Annotated in this window: 18 protein-coding genes, 1 tRNA gene and 2 pseudogenes; 1 reads left to right on the top strand and 20 read right to left on the bottom strand. The window is 39.1% G+C overall.

The window, feature by feature from the left end:
• Window positions 1-97: 97 nt before the first annotated feature.
• From HT709_RS10355 to pbp2a, 6 genes are all read right to left on the bottom strand, one after another.
• Window positions 98-169, bottom strand: a tRNA-Glu gene (locus HT709_RS10355).
• 92 nt (window positions 170-261) lie between these two features.
• Window positions 262-741 (bottom strand): sigma-70 family RNA polymerase sigma factor, encoded by a 480-nt coding sequence (locus HT709_RS10360; protein WP_172925746.1) that lies wholly within the window; start codon window positions 739-741, stop codon window positions 262-264.
• Between the two features lie 119 nt (window positions 742-860).
• Window positions 861-1,397, bottom strand: coding sequence for a transcription termination/antitermination protein NusG (nusG, locus tag HT709_RS10365; protein WP_000376740.1), 537 nt, complete (start codon window positions 1,395-1,397; stop codon window positions 861-863).
• 50 nt (window positions 1,398-1,447) lie between these two features.
• Window positions 1,448-1,624 carry a preprotein translocase subunit SecE gene (gene secE, locus HT709_RS10370; RefSeq protein ID WP_001210991.1) on the bottom strand — a complete coding sequence of 59 codons (177 nt, stop codon included), beginning with the start codon at window positions 1,622-1,624 and terminating at the stop codon, window positions 1,448-1,450.
• Between the two features lie 9 nt (window positions 1,625-1,633).
• Complete coding sequence (rpmG, locus tag HT709_RS10375; protein WP_014017356.1) at window positions 1,634-1,786, bottom strand: 50S ribosomal protein L33; 153 nt, start codon at window positions 1,784-1,786, stop codon at window positions 1,634-1,636.
• 52 nt (window positions 1,787-1,838) lie between these two features.
• Entirely contained in the window at window positions 1,839-4,034 is a 2,196-nt protein-coding gene (gene pbp2a, locus HT709_RS10380) for a penicillin-binding protein PBP2A (RefSeq protein WP_172925747.1), read from the bottom strand.
• 86 nt (window positions 4,035-4,120) lie between these two features.
• Here pbp2a and HT709_RS10385 point away from each other — a divergent pair, with 86 nt between their 5' ends.
• Entirely contained in the window at window positions 4,121-4,996 is an 876-nt protein-coding gene (locus HT709_RS10385) for an RluA family pseudouridine synthase (protein ID WP_078374341.1), read from the top strand.
• 68 nt (window positions 4,997-5,064) lie between these two features.
• Here the strand turns inward: HT709_RS10385 and gap are convergent, their stop codons facing one another.
• The 14 genes and pseudogenes from gap to HT709_RS10455 all read right to left on the bottom strand — a co-directional run bounded on the left by gap (window position 5,065) and on the right by HT709_RS10455 (window position 21,308).
• Window positions 5,065-6,072 (bottom strand): type I glyceraldehyde-3-phosphate dehydrogenase, encoded by a 1,008-nt coding sequence (gap, locus tag HT709_RS10390; protein WP_000260684.1) that lies wholly within the window; start codon window positions 6,070-6,072, stop codon window positions 5,065-5,067.
• A gap of 176 nt (window positions 6,073-6,248) precedes the next feature.
• Window positions 6,249-7,550, bottom strand: a complete 1,302-nt coding sequence (locus HT709_RS10395; protein ID WP_172925748.1) for an ABC transporter permease — start codon at window positions 7,548-7,550, stop codon at window positions 6,249-6,251.
• On the bottom strand, window positions 7,519-8,202 hold the full coding sequence (locus HT709_RS10400) for an ABC transporter ATP-binding protein (protein ID WP_138704846.1): 684 nt from the start codon (window positions 8,200-8,202) through the stop codon (window positions 7,519-7,521). Before HT709_RS10400 ends, HT709_RS10395 begins: the two co-directional genes overlap by 32 nt.
• Before the next feature lie 449 nt (window positions 8,203-8,651).
• Window positions 8,652-9,560 (bottom strand): annotated as a pseudogene (locus HT709_RS10405) (XRE family transcriptional regulator).
• A 112-nt stretch (window positions 9,561-9,672) separates the two neighbouring features.
• A complete protein-coding gene (gene adhE, locus HT709_RS10410) occupies window positions 9,673-12,324 on the bottom strand; it encodes a bifunctional acetaldehyde-CoA/alcohol dehydrogenase (RefSeq protein ID WP_172922079.1) in 2,652 nt (883 codons plus the stop codon).
• Window positions 12,325-12,623: 299 nt separating this feature from the next.
• A complete protein-coding gene (locus HT709_RS10415; protein ID WP_020902388.1) occupies window positions 12,624-13,034 on the bottom strand; it encodes an MORN repeat-containing protein in 411 nt (136 codons plus the stop codon).
• Window positions 13,021-13,464, bottom strand: coding sequence for a low molecular weight protein-tyrosine-phosphatase (locus HT709_RS10420; RefSeq protein ID WP_172925749.1), 444 nt, complete (start codon window positions 13,462-13,464; stop codon window positions 13,021-13,023). The genes HT709_RS10415 and HT709_RS10420 overlap by 14 nt, the downstream gene beginning before the upstream one ends.
• Window positions 13,465-13,510: 46 nt before the next feature.
• Window positions 13,511-13,810: a preprotein translocase subunit YajC gene (yajC, locus tag HT709_RS10425; RefSeq protein WP_023937006.1), complete on the bottom strand. Its 300-nt coding sequence runs from the start codon at window positions 13,808-13,810 to the stop codon at window positions 13,511-13,513.
• Window positions 13,811-13,926: 116 nt separating this feature from the next.
• Entirely contained in the window at window positions 13,927-15,903 is a 1,977-nt protein-coding gene (tkt, locus tag HT709_RS10430) for a transketolase (protein WP_101514720.1), read from the bottom strand.
• Window positions 15,904-16,016: 113 nt separating this feature from the next.
• Window positions 16,017-17,108 carry an L-ascorbate 6-phosphate lactonase gene (gene ulaG, locus HT709_RS10435; protein WP_001134220.1) on the bottom strand — a complete coding sequence of 364 codons (1,092 nt, stop codon included), beginning with the start codon at window positions 17,106-17,108 and terminating at the stop codon, window positions 16,017-16,019.
• Between the two features lie 111 nt (window positions 17,109-17,219).
• Window positions 17,220-18,893 (bottom strand): annotated as a pseudogene (locus HT709_RS10440) (transcription antiterminator).
• A gap of 176 nt (window positions 18,894-19,069) precedes the next feature.
• A complete protein-coding gene (locus HT709_RS10445; protein ID WP_001077556.1) occupies window positions 19,070-19,774 on the bottom strand; it encodes an L-ribulose-5-phosphate 4-epimerase in 705 nt (234 codons plus the stop codon).
• Window position 19,775: 1 nt separating this feature from the next.
• Window positions 19,776-20,639, bottom strand: coding sequence for an L-ribulose-5-phosphate 3-epimerase (locus HT709_RS10450; RefSeq protein WP_023939873.1), 864 nt, complete (start codon window positions 20,637-20,639; stop codon window positions 19,776-19,778).
• Between the two features lie 3 nt (window positions 20,640-20,642).
• Window positions 20,643-21,308, bottom strand: a complete 666-nt coding sequence (locus HT709_RS10455; protein WP_000166727.1) for a 3-keto-L-gulonate-6-phosphate decarboxylase UlaD — start codon at window positions 21,306-21,308, stop codon at window positions 20,643-20,645.
• Window positions 21,309-21,312: the final 4 nt, after the last annotated feature.

The following is a 21,312-nucleotide window of genomic DNA, read 5'->3' on the forward strand; positions in this document are numbered from 1 at the left end:
ACTATATTAGTATATCACAATCACTTTCGCTTGTCAACACTTTTTTTGAAACTTTTTTAATCTTTTTTTCATCAAGTGTTCCTACCGCAACATACCATAGTCCGTACGGGATTCGAACCCGTGTTACCGCCGTGAAAAGGCGGTGTCTTAACCCCTTGACCAACGGACCAGAGTTGTTATTTTCAACTCTTACTATTATACAATCTTTTTCAGACTTGTCAACACCTTTTTAAAATTTTTTTTACTTTTTTGCATGACTTCCTAATGGCTACGGATGTCAAACTCTTTAAACACAATACGTAAATCTCTTAACACTCTTTGACGCCCTCGGAAGCGTTCATCTCTTAAGATGCGTTCTAATTCTTCTTGTTGCTCTTTAGTTTGTTTATTTCGATAATTTCTTAGTGTTTCATGAAAGAGATAATAATCGTCTAGCCAGAGTCCTCCATCACTTATACGATGACTGATTTCACCCACTTCTTCATATGGTTCTTTATTATATCTTCGTTTGTAGCTTTCTTGTTTACGGATATAGTCTAGAATTCGATTCCGAAACTTAGTCTTAAAATATTTCCTTAAACGAGAGATATCTTCTACTAGTCCTTCTTCTCTACTAATCAATTCATATAGACATATCATTCCCTCTTGGTCCCAATCCGACAATTCCCATAAATGAAGGTAATATTCATTTCTACACTTATACACAGTCCCTTGGACTTCTTCATACAATTCTTTAATCATAATTTTCCCCTTTCTAGATACAGTCTAACAGATTAGAAACACTTTTGGTACATTTCATCCATTCTGCACCCTTTAGCTCCTCAACTGCACAAAAAAGAGAGGTCTTGCCTCTCTTTGGGTTATAATTCTGCGATTTGGTTTAGGTTTACTTCTGCAACTGTGTCATTACCAAACATAGAGATAATCATCTTCACTTTGTTATTATCAATTTCTGTAATCTTACCAGTGTAGTCTGCAAAAGCACCATCAATAATACGTACAGTTTGACCAACTTCAACATCGATATCAAACTCTTGTACAGTTTGTCCCATAGAAACCAAGATATCACGAATTTCTTGTTCCAATAATGGAGTTGGTTTTGATCTATTTCCGTGAGATCCGACGAATCCTGTAACATTTGGTGTGTTTCGAACAACAAACCAAGCTTCATCTGTCATGACCATTTCTACAAGAACATAACCTGGAAAGCGATTTTCTTCTACTTCTTTTCTCTTTCCATTTTTTTCAACTTGCACTGTTTGCGTTGGAATTTCAACGCGTAAAATATTATCCAACATATTGTAGGTTTGTGCACGTTGTAATAAATTTTCTTTTACCTTATTTTCATAACCAGAATAAGTTTGTAAAACAAACCACCCTTTATCAAAACTATCCATGATATTTCCTTTCATAAATAGAAGATTTTTAGTGTACTTTCACTACTCTTCTAAAAAATGTTAATAAATCGAATCAAACCTGAAACAATCAACTGGTCAAAAATGTAAATAATTACTACAAAGAAAGCTGTGTATTCCATGATAGAACGAAAATCTCTCCAGCTTTCCTTGCGAGTTGGCCATGTTGTGTCTTTAAGAAGTCTAAAAATATCTCCAATAAAACGCATCGCTCTCTCCTATCTCGTTTCTCTGTGTGTAGTGTACTTGCCACAATGCTTACAAAATTTATTTACTTCTAGTCGTGTAGGCTTGGGGGTTCCACTAATCTTGATTGAATAGTTTCTCGAACCACAAACCGCACAAGCTAGGCTTGCTTTTTTTAGTGCCATAACGCCTCCATCTTATCTATTATAACAAGAAAGCTAGGCTTTGACAAGCATCTTAGCGAAATAGATTGACTACCGAATCCCATATTGTTTGAGCCTTTTCCTTAATCTTCGCATCCGAGATAGCCCGACTAGCCTCATCTACTAGACTTTGCGCACGTCCTCGAATATCAGACAAATTATCATCTGTCTGGCTATTATCATTGGTTTGTACTTGTTTTTTTGTGTTAGCTGGTGCAATTCCGTTTTTCTTATATGCATTTTCAACTGTAAAGGTACTTCCTGGTGTATAATGTAAAATGGTATTTGCAATATTTCTAAAGACATGAGCAGCACCATTTGATGTAGAACCCGCTAGATAGTGATTTTCATCAGTGGTTGGAAAACCAAGCCAATGACTAATCACCACATCCGGAGTATAACCAATTACCCACTGGTCACTTGTGTACTCCGGATTGAAAACTGCTTCAGTTGTACCAGTTTTCCCTGCCATGACATAGTCTGCAGGCGATGAACTAATACCGGTTCCGTTGGTGAATGTCCCCAACATCATACTAGTCATCTTGTCAGCTACAGCTTTATCAAGCACCCGTTTTTGTGAATGTTTATGGCTCGCAATGACCTGACCACTAGCATTTTCAATTCTACTAATAAAATGAGCTTCCGGCATTAAACCTTCATTAGCAAAGGCAGCATATGCTTGAGCCATTTGAAGAGGATTGGTTTCGACACCACTTCCCAAGGCGACACCAAGAACACGGTCTACCTTTTCCATGTTGAGTCCAAATTTTTCGCCTGCCTCAAAAGCCTTATCAACACCCAAATCATTAACAGTAGCAACAGCAGGTAGATTAAGCGATTCTGCCAAGGCTTGATACATAGGAACTTCTCGACTCGTTTTGATTCCTGCATAGTTATCAACCTTATAGCTGTTATACTGCATGGTATGGTTATCCAAGAGCTTGTTCAAAGCCCAACCTGCTTCAACTGCTGGCGTATAAACAACTAAAGGCTTAATTGTAGAACCAGGGCTACGTTTTGATTGAGTTGCATAGTTGAAATTCCGGAATCCAGTTTTATCATTGTCAGCAACTTGACCGACAACTCCACGAACTCCCCCTGTTTTCGGTTCAAGAGCTACACTTCCTGATTGTGCAAATGTTCCATCCTCTGCTCTCGGAAATAGCGATGTATTTTCATAGACAACCTGCATATTTGCTTGGTAGTTTTGGTCCAGCTCTGTGTGAATGCGGTAGCCATTATTGACAATCTCTTCCTCTGTTAAATTATACTTGGAAACAGCTTCATTGACCACAGCATCAAAATAAGAGGGGTAACGGTAATCTGAAATTTTTCCTTCATACCTATCGTGCAATTGCGAAGTCATATCAACTTCTGCAGCTTCGGTTTCTTGGTTTTTATCAATATATCCTGCTGCAACCATATTTTGCAAGACAGTGTCGCGACGATTGGTTGAATTTTCTACGGAATTCAAAGGATTATACAGTTCCGGCCCCTTGAGCATCCCTGCCAGAGTCGCAGCTTGATCCAAACTCACTTCTGACGCAGAAACTCCAAAGTATTTCTTACTCGCATCTTCTACACCCCACACACCATTTCCAAAATAGGCGTTGTTAAGGTACATGGTTAAGATCTGATCCTTACTATATTTTTTTGTTAATTCTAAGGCAAGGAAAAATTCTTTCGCTTTTCTCTCAACAGTTTGATCCTGAGACAGATAGGCATTTTTAGCCAACTGTTGGGTAATAGTAGAACCACCACCTGAACGACCAGCAGTGACAATCGCCAAGAAGAAACGGCCATAGTTAATTCCGTCATTTTTATAGAAAGAACGGTCTTCTGTCGCAATAACGGCATTCTGTAAATTTTTACTGATGTCAATCAGTTCAACGTAGGTTCCTTTTTGACCAGACAAGGCACCAGCCTCTTTTTCTTCACGGTCAAAAATAATAGTCCGAGTTTTCAAGGCATTTTGCAAATCATTGACATTGGTTGACTTGGCTACAGCAAACAAATAGGTTCCAACTAGCAAGCCTGCACTCAAACCTAGTATAAGGACAATCTTTGTTAGATGATAGCGACGCCAGAATTTTCGAATTGGACCCACTTGGGCTAATTTTTTTCGATCACTGCGAGAACGTCGCAAGCTAGTAGACCCAGAATCCTCTAGTTCACTTGTTTCTTTTTTAAAAAGAGAAAGAAATTTCTCAAATAATTTATCTAATTTCATGCGTTTATTTTATCATCTTCATCATAGGAAGACAAGAATTTAGCTATTTCCTATCCAAATAGGGCTTTTTTTGTTACAATATCTGTATGCAATTCACATTTACATTACCAGACTCTCTACCTCAAATGACGGTAAAGCAATTACTGGAGGAGCAACTCCTCATCCCTAGAAAAATCCGTCATTTTTTAAGAATCAAGAAACACATTTTGATTAATCAGCGAGAAGTTCATTGGAACGAGATGGTAAGTCCTGGAGATGTTTGCCAGTTGACTTTTGACGAGGAAGATTATCCCGAAAAAGAAATCCCTTGGGGCAACCCAGACTTAGTGCAGGAAGTTTATCAAGATCAACACTTGATTATTGTAAACAAACCAGAGGGGATGAAAACGCATGGTAATCAGCCAAACGAAATCGCCCTTCTCAACCATGTCAGTGCCTATGTTGGCCAAACCTGCTATGTCGTTCATCGTCTGGACATGGAAACCAGTGGCTTGGTTCTCTTTGCCAAAAATCCTTTTATCCTGCCCATTCTCAACCGCTTATTGGAGAAAAAAGAGATTTCTAGGGAATATTGGGCGCTTGTTGACGGAAATATCAACAGCAAAGAACTTGTTTTCAAAGACAAAATTGGGCGTGATCGCCATGACCGCAGAAAACGAATAGTTGATACAAAAAATGGGCAATATGCTGAAACGCATGTAAGCAGATTAAAGCAATTCCCAAACAAAACGACCCTTGTCCGTTGTAAACTAAAGACAGGGCGAACCCATCAGATTCGTGTGCACCTTTCGCATCATAACTTCCCTATTTTGGGCGACCCTCTCTATAACAGCAATTCAAAGACGAGTCGGCTTATGCTCCACGCCTTCCGACTGTCCTTTACCCATCCGCTTACTCTAGAGAAATTAAGCTTCACTGTCCCATCAGATACTTTTGAAACAGAATTAAAAAAGAATGGATGATTGTGTCATCCATTTTTCCATATAAGAAAAGCAAGACCAAGAGGCCTTGCTTTTTATCGACTCATGAATTATTTAGCAATTTTTGCGAAGTATTCAAGAGTACGAACAAGTTGTGCAGTGTATGACATTTCGTTGTCGTACCATGATACAACTTTAACCAATTGTTTACCGTCAACGTCAAGGACTTTAGTTTGAGTTGCGTCAAACAATGAACCGTAAGACATACCTATGATATCTGAAGATACGATTGGATCTTCTGTGTAGCCGTATGATTCGTTTGAAGCTGCTTTCATAGCTGCATTCACTTCATCAACAGTAACGTTCTTTTCAAGAACAGCTACCAATTCAGTAACTGATCCAGTTGGAGTTGGAACGCGTTGTGCAGATCCGTCAAGTTTACCGTTCAATTCTGGAATTACAAGACCGATAGCTTTAGCAGCACCAGTTGAGTTAGGAACGATGTTTGCAGCACCAGCGCGAGCACGGCGAAGGTCACCACCACGGTGTGGTCCGTCAAGGATCATTTGGTCACCAGTGTAAGCGTGGATAGTAGTCATCAATCCTTCAACAACACCAAAGTTGTCTTGAAGAGCTTTAGCCATTGGAGCCAAGCAGTTTGTAGTACATGAAGCACCTGAGATAACTGTTTCAGTACCGTCAAGAACGTCGTGGTTAGTGTTGAATACAACTGTTTTAACGTCGTTTCCACCAGGAGCAGTGATAACAACTTTTTTAGCTCCACCTTTAAGGTGTTTTTCAGCTGCTTCTTTCTTAGCAAAGAAACCAGTAGCTTCAAGAACGATTTCTACACCGTCAGTAGCCCAGTCGATTTGTTCTGGATCACGTTCAGCAGAAACTTTAACGAATTTACCGTTAACTTCGAATCCACCTTCTTTAACTTCAACAGTACCGTCGAAACGACCTTGAGTTGTGTCGTATTTCAACAAGTGTGCAAGCATAACTGGATCTGTAAGGTCGTTGATGCGTGTAACTTCAACACCTTCTACGTTTTGGATACGACGGAAAGCAAGACGACCGATACGTCCGAAACCGTTAATACCAACTTTAACTACCATTAGTGATTTCCTCCTTATGAAAATCATGAAATTTTTATTGTGAAAAGAGTAACTTGAATCACTACAAATCACCTTTCAACAAACCTATTATATAACTATTTGAGTTGAATTGCAAGTATGGGCATTGTTTTTCTATGTTTGTTTCTTTTTAAGGCTATAAATCAAGAACTTCCTTACTATTCATATCGTAGCGATTCTACAGGATCCATTTTACTAATTTTACGCGCTGGGAAGTAGGCTGAGACATAACCAAGTAATAGAGCGAAAGCTAGAGTTCCTAAAACAGATAAAAGATTTAATTCAAAAACCTTCGTGATGGATGGGTAAAAGTGATTTACAACCGCATTCGCCAAACTTCCCACCCCTTGTGCAACCAAAAATGCCAGCAGCAAGGCGATCCCTACAATCCAGATAGCCTCGTAAATAAAAATTCCTTTGACATCACGATTTTGATAACCAACTGCCTTCATGACACCTATTTCCTTAGAACGTTGCATGATATTGATGTAAATAATGATACCAATCATGACCGCTGCTACCACGATAGCTTGTGATGAAAGTACAATCAACAATCCCTGAATGACACGAATAAAAGTAATCACAATATCAAGAACCTTCTGTTGAGAAAGAACAGTATACTTCTTGTTTTTCTGCAATTCTTCTGTTATCGCTTTTGTTTGTGATGGATCTTTGAGTTCCAAGATAAAATAAGATACAGCTTTTGTAAATCCAGCCTCTTTCAAAATCGTTTCCATTTGATGAGACGGCATGAAACTGTTGCTGTCCTCCAAGTCATCTTCATCATTGATTACACGTACAATCTTTGTTTGAAATTGAGCAGTCTTGCTAGCTTCAGCATCATTTTCTACAATGCTGGCTGAGACTGATTTGCCAATAATATCACTAGCTGTCAGATTTTTTCCTGTCTGTTCATTCCAATTTTTTAGTAAACTGCTTGGAATCGTCAATCCCTGTTCATTTGAATCCGTATAGAGGGAACCGGCTAATACTTTGTCCGCCTCATTACTACTAACAGAAATACTTGTATCCTCATATAGACTCACTACTTGAGCATAAGAAGGCATCGTTTGACTCAGATCCATTTCTTGACCATCTATAGTAATATTTGACATGATCATCCCAAAAGGACTCTCCAAATATTTAATAGCTTCTTTGCCAACTGTATCCGTGATATAGTTCTTATCATCTTGGTTCAAAAAGCCTCGTCCAACATTTTTTGTGTTTAAAGCAATCTGAACTTGAGAAGGGATTTGACCTCCATTCGTATTTTCATCAATCATCGAAATCAATGCATTTCCCAAGCCGAAAGAAATTAAGACTCCTACAAAACCGATTGAGGTTGCTAGCGCAATCAATAGGTTACGCCACTTTCTTTCCATAAAGTTATTTAAAGAAAGTTTGAATTTGTTTTTCAATGATAATCCTTTATTTTTTGACTTCTTCAACAACTTCACCATCCTTCATTTTGATAATCACATCTGCATACTCGGCAACCTCTGGATTATGGGTTACGATCAATACTGTTTTCCCTGTTTGGGCTAAATTTTTAAATACTTCCAATACCATTTCTTGGGATTGAGAATCCAGCGAACCCGTTGGCTCATCTGCTACAATCATATCAGGCTGATTTACCAGTGCACGCGCGATTGCTACACGTTGCTTTTGCCCACCAGAAAGTTGTTTAACATTTTTAGCTACAAAAGGCTCCATGCCCAAGTTACTTAATTGCTCCTTTGCAACCATTGTCATCTCCCTGTCAGATAAATCTTTGACATAGAGAGGTAGCTTGACATTGTCCAAAACAGACTGATGAGGAATGAGGTTAAAGTTTTGAAACACAAATCCAATCTTATCTTTACGAAATTGAGTTAGTTCAATCTCTGATAAGTCACGGAGGGATTCCCCTTTAAACTCTAAATCTCCTTCATATTGTCTATCTAAACCGCTGATGATATTGAGTAGACTGGTTTTGCCACAGCCTGATGGACCGTAAATCGCTGTAATTTTACCTTTTGCAATCTGCAGGTTAACATTTCTTAGAGCCTGCTCTTGATGTTTACCGTCCAAAGTGTAAAACTTTGAAATATTTTTAATGGATAAAATGGACATTCTTTCCCCCTTGTTTAAAACTGTTATCGTCATACATCACACTTATAGAAAATCCTTCAAGTTGATTGACCCTATAGGCCTACTACTTAGAATTTTCTCTCTATTGCCTCGTTTGCTTCTGGATGTATATCAAGTAATACTCTTCGAAAANNTTTTCATTGAGTATAAAATTCATTGTAACAAAAAAGCGGCATTCCCTCAATGACAGAAATGTCACTATTTTATTTAAACTAGTAAAATTAGAGCAAAAAGCTGTCTAAACTAGTATTCAAAAATATCACATTTCTCAAAAATATAATATAAGTTAGGCTGGACAAAAATTCAATTCAAAGCTAACATTTAGAACGTCTTTCCATAATAAAAAGCATAATATCAAAGTTTTTGTATGACTGATATTATGCCTTTTATTGTGAGAGCATTTACTTCATTTTCTCCTGTCAAGTTTTTCCTCAGACTCTTTTATTATCCTTACTCCATTCATTATCTAAACTAACGATTAACTTCTCATTACCAAACATCCTTGCCATCATTTTTGCTTCTTCATACTTTTGTTTGGCTGTATCATAATCCGTCTGAATATAATATTTCCACTCCACCATCAAGACAATCGGTTGTTTTTGAAAATCTCGTGTTTTTTGCCCTATTTTATTTAAGGTCTCGACTGCCCTCTTAAAATAAGGAAGCAACCCCATAATCTCTATACAAGTTAAAGAAGCTAACAAGGAGTCTCTAAGTAAGTCCAAACAATCGAACTCTATCTTATCAACCTGAGAACTTAATTTGTCATGAAAATAAAGAATAGTTTCATGCTCAGACTTTTTTATCTCACCCTCGTTTAAACCATCCATTAACTGACAAAGAAAATACAGTCTCAATTTCAACAATTCCTCAGCCTTATATACATCTCTGGATAGTAAGTCTTGAAGACTGTCCTCAATCACACCACTTCCGTATAAAGAATTACTAGTCGCTCTCACTGCATCTATTGCCTAAAGACAGTCCACTATCATCTTCTCATCACGGGGCAGGTCATCATAAAAACACTCAAAAATCTCATCAAAATATTCTTCCTTTTGTTCTTGCAACTCCTTGTCTCCATAGTCAGGGTGATGTAAAAGAAAGTACTTTAATTCTTGGTAGCGTTTAGGCAGTTCCTTATAATCTGGCATCAAGACGTAGGATGGAATTTCTAATCTATCTGCAATATATTCTAGTGTTTTTATAGTCGGTCGAAATTCTCCTTTTTCAATCCGCACCAACTGACGCACTGATAATTCAGACTCATCCCCGCAAAAAACTGGACGACTAAGTCCTTTTTCTTCTCTTAAGCCTCTTACTTTTTCACCAAAACTGTTCATTCCTTCGGTTTTCTCCTATATTTTAAAAATATAATTTTTTATATTCTATCATAGTTTGGTGAAAACGACAAAAAAGAGACAGGATAACTCCTGCCTCTAAACTGATAAACAATTATTTACGGCGTCCTGGTCTTTCTTTGTAGCCATAATATGCATCTGCCATAATTTCTTCCATGTCAGCTACCATTGGCAAGCGTGGGTTAGCAGGAGAACATTGGTCTTCATAAGCAAGCAAAGCAATTTCATGCAAGCTGTCTTTCCAAGCTTTTTCATCAATTCCTTGATCCTGGAAGTTCATCTTGATACCTACTGCAACACCAAGTTCGTAAACAGCTTTAGCGTATGCCTCAACTGCTTCTTCTGGAGTTGAGTGAGGCAAGCCAAGCATTTTCGCGATGTCTTGGAATTTCTCATCAGCTTTCCAGTAGTTGTATTTAGGCCATGTAGTAGTCTTAGCTGGACGAGTTCCGTTGTAACGGATAACGTACGGAAGCAAGATAGCATTTGTACGTCCGTGAACAGTGTGATGAACACCACCAATCTTATGGGCCATTGAGTGGCTCATTCCAAGGAAGGCATTAGCGAAGGCCATACCAGCCATTGTAGACGCATTGTGCATTTTCTCACGAGCTTCTGGGTCAGCTGTCTTAACAGATTTTTCCAACCATTCAAAGACAAGTTTGATTGTTTGAAGCGCAATACCGTCTGTATAGTCGTTAGCAAAGTTTGAAGTGTAGGCTTCAGTCGCGTGTGTCAAGACATCCATACCTGTATCAGCAGCGATAAAGTCTGGAACTGATTCAACCAAAGCAGGGTCAACAATGGCAATAGTCGGTGTCAATGAGTAGTCAGCCAATGGGTATTTGCGGTTGTTTTTCTTATCAGAGATAACGGCAAATGGTGTTACTTCTGAACCAGTACCTGAAGTTGTTGGGATACCGATGTACTTCGCTTTCTTACCAAGTGATGGGAAGCGGAAGGCGCGTTTACGGATATCCATGAATTTTTGAACCAAGTCACGGAAGTCGATTTCTGGTTGTTCGTAGAAGAGCCACATTACTTTGGCTGCATCCATTGGTGAACCACCACCAAGAGCAATGATTGTGTCTGGTTCAAATGCTTTCATCACCTCAGCACCACGTTCTACAGTTGTGATGTCTGGATCTGGTTCAACATCTGAGAAGACTTGGATAGTTACACGGTTGCTACGTGCGTTCAATTGATCGATAACACGTTGAACGAAACCGAGTTTTTCGATAGATTTGTCTGTAACAATCAGAACGCGTTCAATATCTTCACATGTTTGAAGGTATTGGATAGAATTGCGTTCGAAGTAAATTTTTGAAGGAACTTTAAACCACTGCATATTATTTCTCCGTCTTCCGACTTTTTTGATATTCAAGAGGTTAATGGCACTAACGTTATCCCCAACTGAGTTGCGTCCGTAAGAACCACATCCAAGTGTCAATGATGGCAAGAAGGCATTGTAAACGTCCCCGATACCACCGAAAGTAGAAGGTGAGTTACAGATAACACGAATAGCTTTAACAGCTTTACCAAATTCTTTAGTCAATTCTTCGTCAGCTGTATGGATGGCTGCCGAGTGACCAAGACCGTTAAATTCAACCATTTGACGAGCCTTAGTAATACCATCTTCACGGCTTTCAGATTTCAAAACTGCGATAACTGGTGACAATTTTTCACGAGTCAATGGCTCGTTTTCACCAACTTCTTTACATTCTGCAGCAAGAATGTTTGTTCCTTCTGGAACTGTAAATCCTGCTTGTTCTGCAATCCAAGTTGCTGGTTTACCAACGATGTCAGCGTTCAATTTTGCACCAGCACAGTTTTTGCTGTTTGCTTTCACGCCGAAACAGAATTCTTCAAGAAGAGCTTTTTCTTTTTTGTTTACAAAGTAAGTGTGGTAAGATTTGAACTCTGCTACAAATTCATCGTAAATTTCTTTATCAATGATAACCGCTTGTTCAGATGCACAGACCATACCATTATCAAATGATTTAGACATGACGATATCGTGTGCTGCTTGACGAATGTTTGCTGATTTTTCAACATAAGCTGGAACGTTTCCGGCACCTACCCCAAGAGCTGGTTTACCACATGAGTAAGCCGCCTTAACCATGGCATTACCACCTGTTGCAAGGATTGTCGCAACACCTTCGTGGTTCATAAGGGCACTTGTTGCTTCCATAGATGGTTGAGTAATCCATTGCACACAGTTTTCAGGAGCACCAGCTGCGATAGCTGCATCACGAACGATTTGAGCTGCGTGAGCTGATGACTCTTGAGCTGATGGGTGGAAGGCAAAGACGATTGGATTACGTGTTTTCAAAGCAATCAATGATTTGAAAATAGCTGTTGAAGTTGGGTTGGTTGTTGGAGTAATACCACAAACAACACCAACTGGTTCAGCAATAAGAGTCAATCCTGTTACATCGTCTTCTTCGATAACGCCAACTGTCTTAGTGTGGCGCATGTTGTTTACTACGTGTTCACAGGCAAACAAGTTCTTAGTTGCTTTATCTTCAAATACACCACGTCCTGTTTCTTCAAAGGCATGTAAAGCCAATTCTCCGTGGGCATCCAAAGCTGCTACTGATGCTTTGGCAACGATGTAGTCAACTTGCTCTTGATCCAATTTACGCATTTCTTCAAGGGCAACTAGAGCTTTTTGAACCAACTCATCTACGTGTTTTTCAGCAACGAGTTTCTTTTCCTCTGGTGTCACAGTTTTTTTATCAGCCATATTTTCCTCCATAGCTTTCAAGGATCGATATCCTTTGTTAATTTTTTCACAAGTTTATTATAACGCATTATTTCAACTTTGTAAACAGTTTCATAAACATTTCACAAAGAATTTTTAAACTCTTGTGAAACTTTTCTCATTTTCTTTTCTTATCAGGTTTTATCTTTGAAGTTTGTGAAATTTATTTCAAATATTTTTTATTTCACAAACTTGCTTGGAAGAGGGATTTGGAAAGAAAAGGATTTGCAAGTAAGCGCTTACTTAAAACTTCTAACAATACCTCCTTTGATAAGGAGGCTTTATTTTTGTTGAAAAACCCCTTGTTTAAAAGTCCCTTCATAAACAACTTCTTGTTCTGTTGTTAGTTTTCCTTTTCCTTCAGCCTGACCATTTACAAAATCACCTTCGTAGGTCCAACCTTCTTTAGATTGAAAAGTACCTTTTCCATTGAAGGCTCCATTGTTGAAGCCACCTGTATATTGGTCTCCATTTTGGAAGGTAATGGTACCTTGCCCATTCATTTTACCACGGACAAGACTGCCATCGTAAACAATCGTTCCATTATCAAGCTTTAGAACACCTTTTCCGGGAATATTTAGAAAAAAGACGAGTACAGCACAAAAAACAATGGTAACTACTGCTAAAAGCTCTAAACGTGGACGAGTCAGATACACTCGATACTTTTCATAAAAATTCTTAAGATTTTCCATCTTCACTCTCCTTTTCTAAACGTTCTAACCATGCTTGACAACCCTCCTGAACACGTCGATAGGTTTCCTCAAAATCTCCTGTATACCAAGGGTCTGGAACACTTTCAGATGCAAATGAGCAAATCTTATCTTGACAGTCTGCTGGACACATCTGACGTAAGTCAGAAATATTTGAAGCGTCCATTCCGATAATATAATCAAAGGCTTCAAAATCTTCCTTACTAATCTGAAGCGATGTCTTGTTCTTGTCATGAGGAATCTCATACTGTTGAAAAATTCCCTGAGTCCCCTTATGAATCGGATTGCCATGTTCCCAAGAGGAAGTTGCTCGACTTTGGATTTCGTAGTTATCTGTCATTGATTTCATAACAAACTCGGCCATAGGGCTACGGCAAATATTTCCCAGACAGACAAAGACTAATTTTTTCATCCCACTTCCTTTCTTTTATAGAAAAACGGGAGTTCGTGATCCCGTCTTATTTTTCAATTGCGCCTTCTAGTGAAGCTGTTTCTTTCAGCGGTAATACTGTCTTGATAGCAGCTAGTTCAAAAGTCAAGTAAACTCCATCTACGTCAAGAACAATTGTTCCCTTCTCCGTATCTACTTCATCGACTGTTCCATAAAGGCCCCCGATTGTAATCACTTCATAGCCTTTTTGTAATTTATTCAAGCTTTCCATACGCTTTTGTGCTTGTTTCTTTTGAGAGCGTTGCGTAAAGAACATCAAGCCCACCATAGCCACAAGAATGATTAAAAATGTATATTGTGATTCCATTATATTCTCCTTTGTCTTTTACATAGAACTACTATATCAAATTTCAGTTACTTTTACAAGATTGTACCTTGCTTTTCTAGTAAGAAAAACCAGAGCTTGCGCCCTGATTTTTAGGATTATTTCAAGTTTTGAACAACTTTTACAAGATTTTCTACAGTAAAGCCATATTCTGCCAATACTTTTGGTGCTGGGGCAGAGGCTCCGAAGGTATCAATACCTAGAACGGCACCATCAAGACCAACGTATTTGTACCAGCTTTGAGTTGCACCCATTTCGACTGCAACACGACGGCGGACTGCATTTGGAAGAATTTCTTCCTTGTATGCTGTATCTTGTTTATCAAAGACATCTGTAGATGGCATGCTGACTACGCGGACTTTTGCACCTTGACTAGCCAATTCTTTGGCAGCTGAGACAGCAAGATTAACCTCTGAACCTGTCGCAATCAAGATCGTATCAAAGTCTGCTGCATTTTCATAGACAACATAGGCACCTTTTGCAACCTTGTCGAAGTCTGTTCCATCTTCAACAATCAAGTTCTGGCGTGTCAAGACAAGGGCAGTTGGTGTTTTCTCACTTGTCACTGCAAGGTACCAAGCTGCTTGCGTTTCACGCGCATCTGCTGGACGGAAAACATTTAGATTTGGCATAGCACGAAGACCGGCTAAGTGTTCAACTGGTTCATGAGTTGGACCGTCTTCCCCAACTGCGATTGAATCGTGGGTAAAGACATAAGTCACAGGAAGTCCTTGTAAGGCTGACAAGCGAACAGCTGCTTTCACATAGTCAGAGAAGACGAAGAAAGTACCACCGTATACACGAAGTCCACCGTGAAGAGCCATCCCGTTCAAGATCGTTCCCATTGCAAATTCACGAACACCAAACTGAATGTTGCGGTTCAAGCGATTGGCATCGTCTTGAAGTCCGTCAGTCTTGATATAAGTCATGTTTGAGTGAGCTAGGTCAGCTGATCCACCTAGGAAGGTTGGTAATTTAGCTGCCACAACATTCAAGGCGTCTTGACTTGAATTACGAGTTGCTTGAGAAAAACCATTTTCTAAAGCTGGGAAGTCTGCTGGAGTCACTTCGACTGGATCACGTCCGTCGATGATGGCTTCTACTTCTGCAGCCAGTTCTGGATGAGCTTCTTTATAATCTGCAACTAATTTAGTCCAAGCTTGATAAGCTGATGCGCCACGGTCTGCAACATGTTCTTTGAAATCAGCATATACTTGTTCTGGAATTTCAAATGGTTCGTAGTCCCAACCGAGGGCTTGACGAGTTGATGCAGTTTCATCTGCTCCAAGAGGGGCGCCGTGTACAGCATTAGTTCCTTGTTTGTTTGGAGAACCGTATCCAATAACCGTCTTCACTTCAATCAAAGATGGCTTGCCTGAAGCTTTTGCTGTTTCGATAGCAGCATGGATGGCTTCCAAGTCTGTTCCATTTTCAACCAAGGCAGTATGCCAACCGTAGGCATTGTAACGGTCACGAACACTTTCTGTAAAGGAATCCTTTGTCTCACCATCCAAGTTGATATCATTTGAATCATAAAGAACAACCAACTTATCCAGTTTTTGCAAACCTGCGTATGAAGCTGCCTCGCTTGAGACACCTTCCATCAAGTCTCCGTCTCCACAGATAACGTAAGTATAGTGGTCAAAGATATTGTAGCCTTCACGGTTATATTTGGCTGCCAAGAAACGTTCTGCTTGGGCAAAACCAGTAGCAGTTGAAATCCCTTGCCCTAGAGGACCTGTCGTAGCATCAATCCCTGCCGTATGACCAAATTCTGGGTGACCTGGTGTTTTTGAACCCCATTGACGGAAACTCTTGATTTCATCCATACTAACATCTTCAAAACCAGAAAGGTGAAGAAGAGCATAAAGGAGCATTGAACCATGACCTGCTGAAAGAATAAAGCGGTCGCGGTTAATCCAGTTTGGTTGAGCTGGATTGATATGAAGTTGTTTTGTAAAGAGGCTGTAAGCCATCGGAGCCGCTCCCATAACCACACCTGGATGACCTGAGTTGGCTTTGTTGATGGCGTCAATACCTAGGAAACGAATTGCATTAACAGATAGATTTGACATAGAATTTCCTTTCTATTTGAGGTGATTATTGAATCACACATTCTATTCTACTATTATATGAAAATTATCCGTATCATGCAACATACGGATAACCTCCAAAGAATATTTTTATATTATAGCAAAGCTTTAAATTGAATGTTAGAGTCTTGTTCAAAACAATCGTCAAAACCACGTGGATGATGGTATTCTACTAAGTGTTGATCTTGAGGATAAGTATACTTACCGCCAACTTCCCAGATAAATGGATGGAAATCGTATTGCAAGCGATCTTTTCGCATTTTCCAAAGTTCTAGAATCTCATTAGTAGAAGCCATGAAGTTAGACCAGATATCATAGTGAACTGGGATAATGACTTTGGTACGCAGATTTTCTGCCATACGAAGAAGGTCGATAGATGTCATTTTGTCTTGGATACCTACCGGATTTTCACCATAGTTATTCAAAGCAACATCAATTTTAAAGTCTTTACCATGTTTTGCAAAATAGTTTGAGAAGTGAGAATCTGCACCATGATAGATGGTTCCACCTGGTGTTTCAAAGATATAGTTAACAGCCTTTTGAGCCATTTCTTCATCTGTAACAGCCAAGCCAGCAAGTTCACCGCCTGTCTCATCAGCACCGTTCACTGGGAGAGTTACCAAGCAAGTACGGTCAAATGATTCTACTGCATGAATCTTCATATCTTTTAATTCGATAGTGTCACCTGGCTTCACAACGATGATACGTTCTTTTGGAACCCCCCATCCTTCCCAGATTCGTCCACAGTGGTAAGGACCGATAAACTTAACATGCTCTAACTTAGGATTGTTGAGAATTGCTGCAGCTGTGTATGGGTCGATATGATCACTGTGGAAGTGTGAAACTAAGTAATAGTCTAGTTCGTTGATAGCAAATGGATCGATAACCATTGGCTGAACACGCAAGTTTGGTTGCAACTTACGAACACCTGCCATATTTGCCATTTGGTGCCCACGAACCATATCTTTCACTTTTTTGGTTGATTTTCCACGGTTTGACCAAAGGTCCATGACAACGTTAGCACCAGCTGGTGTCTTAATCCAAGTACCACAGTTGCCTAGCCACCACATGGCAAAGTTGCCTTCAGGTACGACTTCTTCTTCGATTTCTTCGTTCAACCATGTTCCCCACTCTGGGAAAGTGGCTAAAATCCATGACTCTCTTGTAATTTCTTTGACGTTTGGCATATGTCGCCTCCTTTGGATATAATTGTTATCTTTGAGATTAGTATACCACCCTTCAAAACACTAAAAAAGACCAAGAAAAACACAGGTTTGTGTTCATCATTGGACTGTCCTTCAAATATCTTCCAAAAAAGCTTGAACTACTATTTCTTGATTTATAAGTGTTTGAACCTCTTCTTGGAACTTACTAGCCAACTTGCTGTCTGCAATATAAGACGAAATAAGACTAGAAAGATTTTCACTGAAACTTTTGCCCTCATTACCAAATATATTGTGTTTAAGATAGTCTAGCATTCTCAAAATATCTTCTGCTTCAAGGATAGGATTAACCCTTAAAATCGGAAATCTGCTATCCAAATCATCATTAGTAGTAATCACTACATCAACTTGTGCAATATCTTCCACACTCTTAAATTGTTCTGTTGTAAATACAGTGTCAATTTGCTCATTTGGAAAATAAAGTTTGCATTGTTTCAGCAAAAGTCTCGAAACCGCAACACCTTCATCACAAACAAGATAAACTTTTTTCATATTTTTTTGAGACGATGGTGTATACTTTAAAAATCCTCCAATATGAATCGTCAAATAGGCAATATCATCGTCTGTTAGCCGAATAAACCATGCTCCTTCTAAAATTTCCGCAGATTTTCTAGTGACTAAAAATAATTCTCCATACTTGGATCGAATTTGTTTTGTTAGAGGATTTTTAGAAAAAATACCGTAAGTCTTTCTAAATAACAAGGCTTTACAGTGGATCATCAAATTTCGTAACAAATCATCCTTGTTCTCAATCTCCATTCGGATTTGTGATTCAAAATACCAGATAAATTCTTCTAAAGCAAGTTTTAATTGCCGAAAATCATCACTTTCTGCATGAATATCCAAATCTTTACGATAGGAGAGGAGGAGAACAGCTACAAGAGAAACTTCAAGTCCTGACAAAGAAATTTCAAACTTTTGAAACAACCGTTCTCCTAGCTTCTTAGACACCTGATACTCTATTCTTTTTCTTATCAAAGAAAATTCTTTCTCTATATCCTGATGTCTTTCTTGATACTGTTCAACATTATGACAGCTTAACAGCAAATAAGGTAGAACCTGCAACATAAAAGTTATTTCATGATGGTTTATTTTCTTCCCTAAATCTTGTTCAACTAAAGGAACCTGTTCCTTAAAAAATTGGTTCATTTCAACAGAAAGCAAACACTCATCATCTAACCTCTCTTTCATCTTATCTTCTAAAATAGATACAAAAGTGGCATTTTCTTCCATAAAAATATGATATAGAAGCGATTGAAGATACTGAATTTTATTAAGAGGGTGGGCATGAAGGTGGTATCCCTATGACTTGCTCACTTGCAAGATCACCTGATATTGTTCCAAAGTTAGTTGATAACGAATACTATTCAAATCATTGAGAACAGTATTCCTAGATACCTCTGTTAACTCTATCAATTTTTCAATCGTAATACGTTCTTTAGAAATACCTATCCATAGTAACATTATCATCATACGTTCATGCGCACTCATGATATAATCGTACGAATCTACTTCCGATAATAGTTTACAACAAGCATCTCTCTGCTCTTCCGTTAAGTGAATACCAATTCGTGGAATACTAATGATGTGAAGCGCCTCGTCAACCAGAGCAGCATTGATTTTGTCAATGTGATAATAAATTTTCCTTCTTGACTCTTTCAAATCTTTCGAAATCGCCATAATCGTTTTGGACGTTTCTTGATCCATCAAATATTGAAGCAAATCACAACTTGCCTTATCCAGTACCATATTAAAAAATCCCCCAAATCTATTGATATCACAGCAATTCTTTTTATTTTACCATATATATCAAGCGCTATTTCTAAAAAATCTTTCAAAATTACTTCAACTCCAACTTTACTCTCAATAAAAATCAAATGTAAAAAGAGGAGCTAAATTTATCTTTTTCTCCTCCTTCATCGTTCTTACTTTTGACCATAATAAGCATTTGGTCCATGTTTACGTTGGTAGTGTTTTTCTAGTATGTACTGGGGAGCAGGTCCAACTCTTGGATTGATTTGTTCTGTAAAGCGATTCATCTTTGATACTTCCTCTAGTACGACAGAGTGATAAACAGCATTCTCTGGATTTTTGCCCCAGGTGAATGGACCGTGATTGCGTACAACAATTCCTGGTACTTCAACCGGGTTAAGTCCGCGATGTTCAAACTCTTCTACGATAACCAGGCCAGTATCTTTTTCATAGGCCACTTCTACTTCGTCCTTGGTCAAACTACGGGCGCAAGGGATTGAACCGTAGAAATAATCTGCATGGGTTGTTCCGTAGAAAGGAATATCACGACCTGCCTGAGCCCAACCAACAGCTTCTGTCGAATGGGTGTGAACCACACTACCAATTTCTGACCAAGCCTTATATAATTGCACATGAGTTGGGAGGTCGGAAGATGGTCTTAAATCCCCTTCTAGGATCTTACCATCTAGATCAGTCACTACCATGTTTTCAGGTGTCAATTCGTCATAATCCACGCCTGATGGTTTGATAACAATGACACCGAGTTCGCGATTGACTTCCGATACATTCCCCCAGGTAAATTTGACAAGTCCATGTTTTGGCAATGATTGATTGGCATCACAGACTCGTTTACGCATAGCATTGATTACTTGATTCATCTTACATCAAACCTGCTTTCTTAATGAGTGGATAGAGAAAAGCTTGCGCCTCTTGAATGGCTGCGCGTGTTTCTTCTACTGTTTCACAATTTTCAGACCACATTTCGATTAGGAAAGGTCCATTATAATTGGTTTCCTTTAAAATATCGAAAGCTTCTTCCCATTTGACACAACCTTGCCCGAAAGGTACATCTCGGAACTGGCCCTTTGAACTTTCTGTCACTGCATAAGTATCCTTGAGATGGAGAGCTGCGATGGCATGATGACCAAGATAAAACTCACTATAGATATCATTATGCCATGCAGACACATTACCAATATCTGGATATACAAAGAGGAAGGGAGAGTCAATCTCTTTTTCTATAGCCAAATATTTTTCGATGCTATTGATGAAAGGATCATCCATAATTTCAATAGCAAGTACCACCTGAGCTTCTTCAGCCCAGTCACAGGCTTTTCTCAAATTTTTGATAAAACGTTGGCGTGTCTGGGGTGACTTTTCCTCATAGTAAACATCGTAACCAGCTAATTGAATCGTACGAACTCCCAAGTCTTGAGCTAATTCGATACATTTTTTCATGAGTTCTAGAGATTTTTCCTCTAGAACTGGATCTTTTGATCCCAATGGGTAGCGACGATGGCCTGAAAAACAGATAGAAGGAATACGAACACCAGTTTCATAAATCGCTTTGACAACTTCCAAGCGCTCTTCCTTGCTCCAGTCAAGTCTTACTAAACGCTCGTCACGTTCATCAATAGACATCTCGACAAAATCAAAGCCTAACTCCTTGGCAAAATTTAAACGTTCTAGCCAAGTAAAGTGTGTCGGGGTTGCCTTCTCATAAATTCCAATCGGACGTGCCATGGTTTACCCCCAAATTCGTTTGATTTCATCCTTGAAGGCACGCGCTGCTCCTGCTGGATCCGCAGCCTCCGTAATTCCACGACCTGCGATAAAGGTAAAGACATCAACGCCTTCAAAGAGTTTGAGAGTATCTACATCTAGACCACCGGTTACAGAAACTCGGAAGCCCATGTCAATGAGTTTTTTAACCTTATTAAGGTCTTTTTCACCCCAAGTTTCACCAGCAAGAAGGGCATCACGAGATTGGTGATAGATAGCTTGTGAGATACCTGCATCTAGCCAAAGCTGAGCTTGTTCAAAAGTCCAATCGCCATAAAGCTCGATCTGGATTTCGCCTCGTTCCCCTCGTTCAGTCTTGATAGCCTTTAGAGCTGCTTCCATAGTAGGGATGGTTGCACAACAGATACAAGTCATCCAGTCTGCTCCACGAACCGCATTATTTTTAGCAACTGTTCCACCAGCATCAGCACATTTTGTGTCTGCCACAATAATCTTATCTGGGAAAAGGCTACGCAAGACTTCAGCCAGTTCACTTCCAACTTGAAGCAAGCAAACAGTTCCAGCTTCGATAATATCTACTTCCTGACCAACAGAAACAGCTGCTTTAATCGCTCCTTGCAAGTCTGAATGGTCTAATGCAACTTGTAAATTAGGTATTCTTTTTGTCATTTCT

The organism is Streptococcus sp. 1343 (assembly GCF_013277355.1).
In the GTDB taxonomy this organism is placed as follows: Bacteria; Bacillota; Bacilli; order Lactobacillales; family Streptococcaceae; genus Streptococcus; species Streptococcus pseudopneumoniae.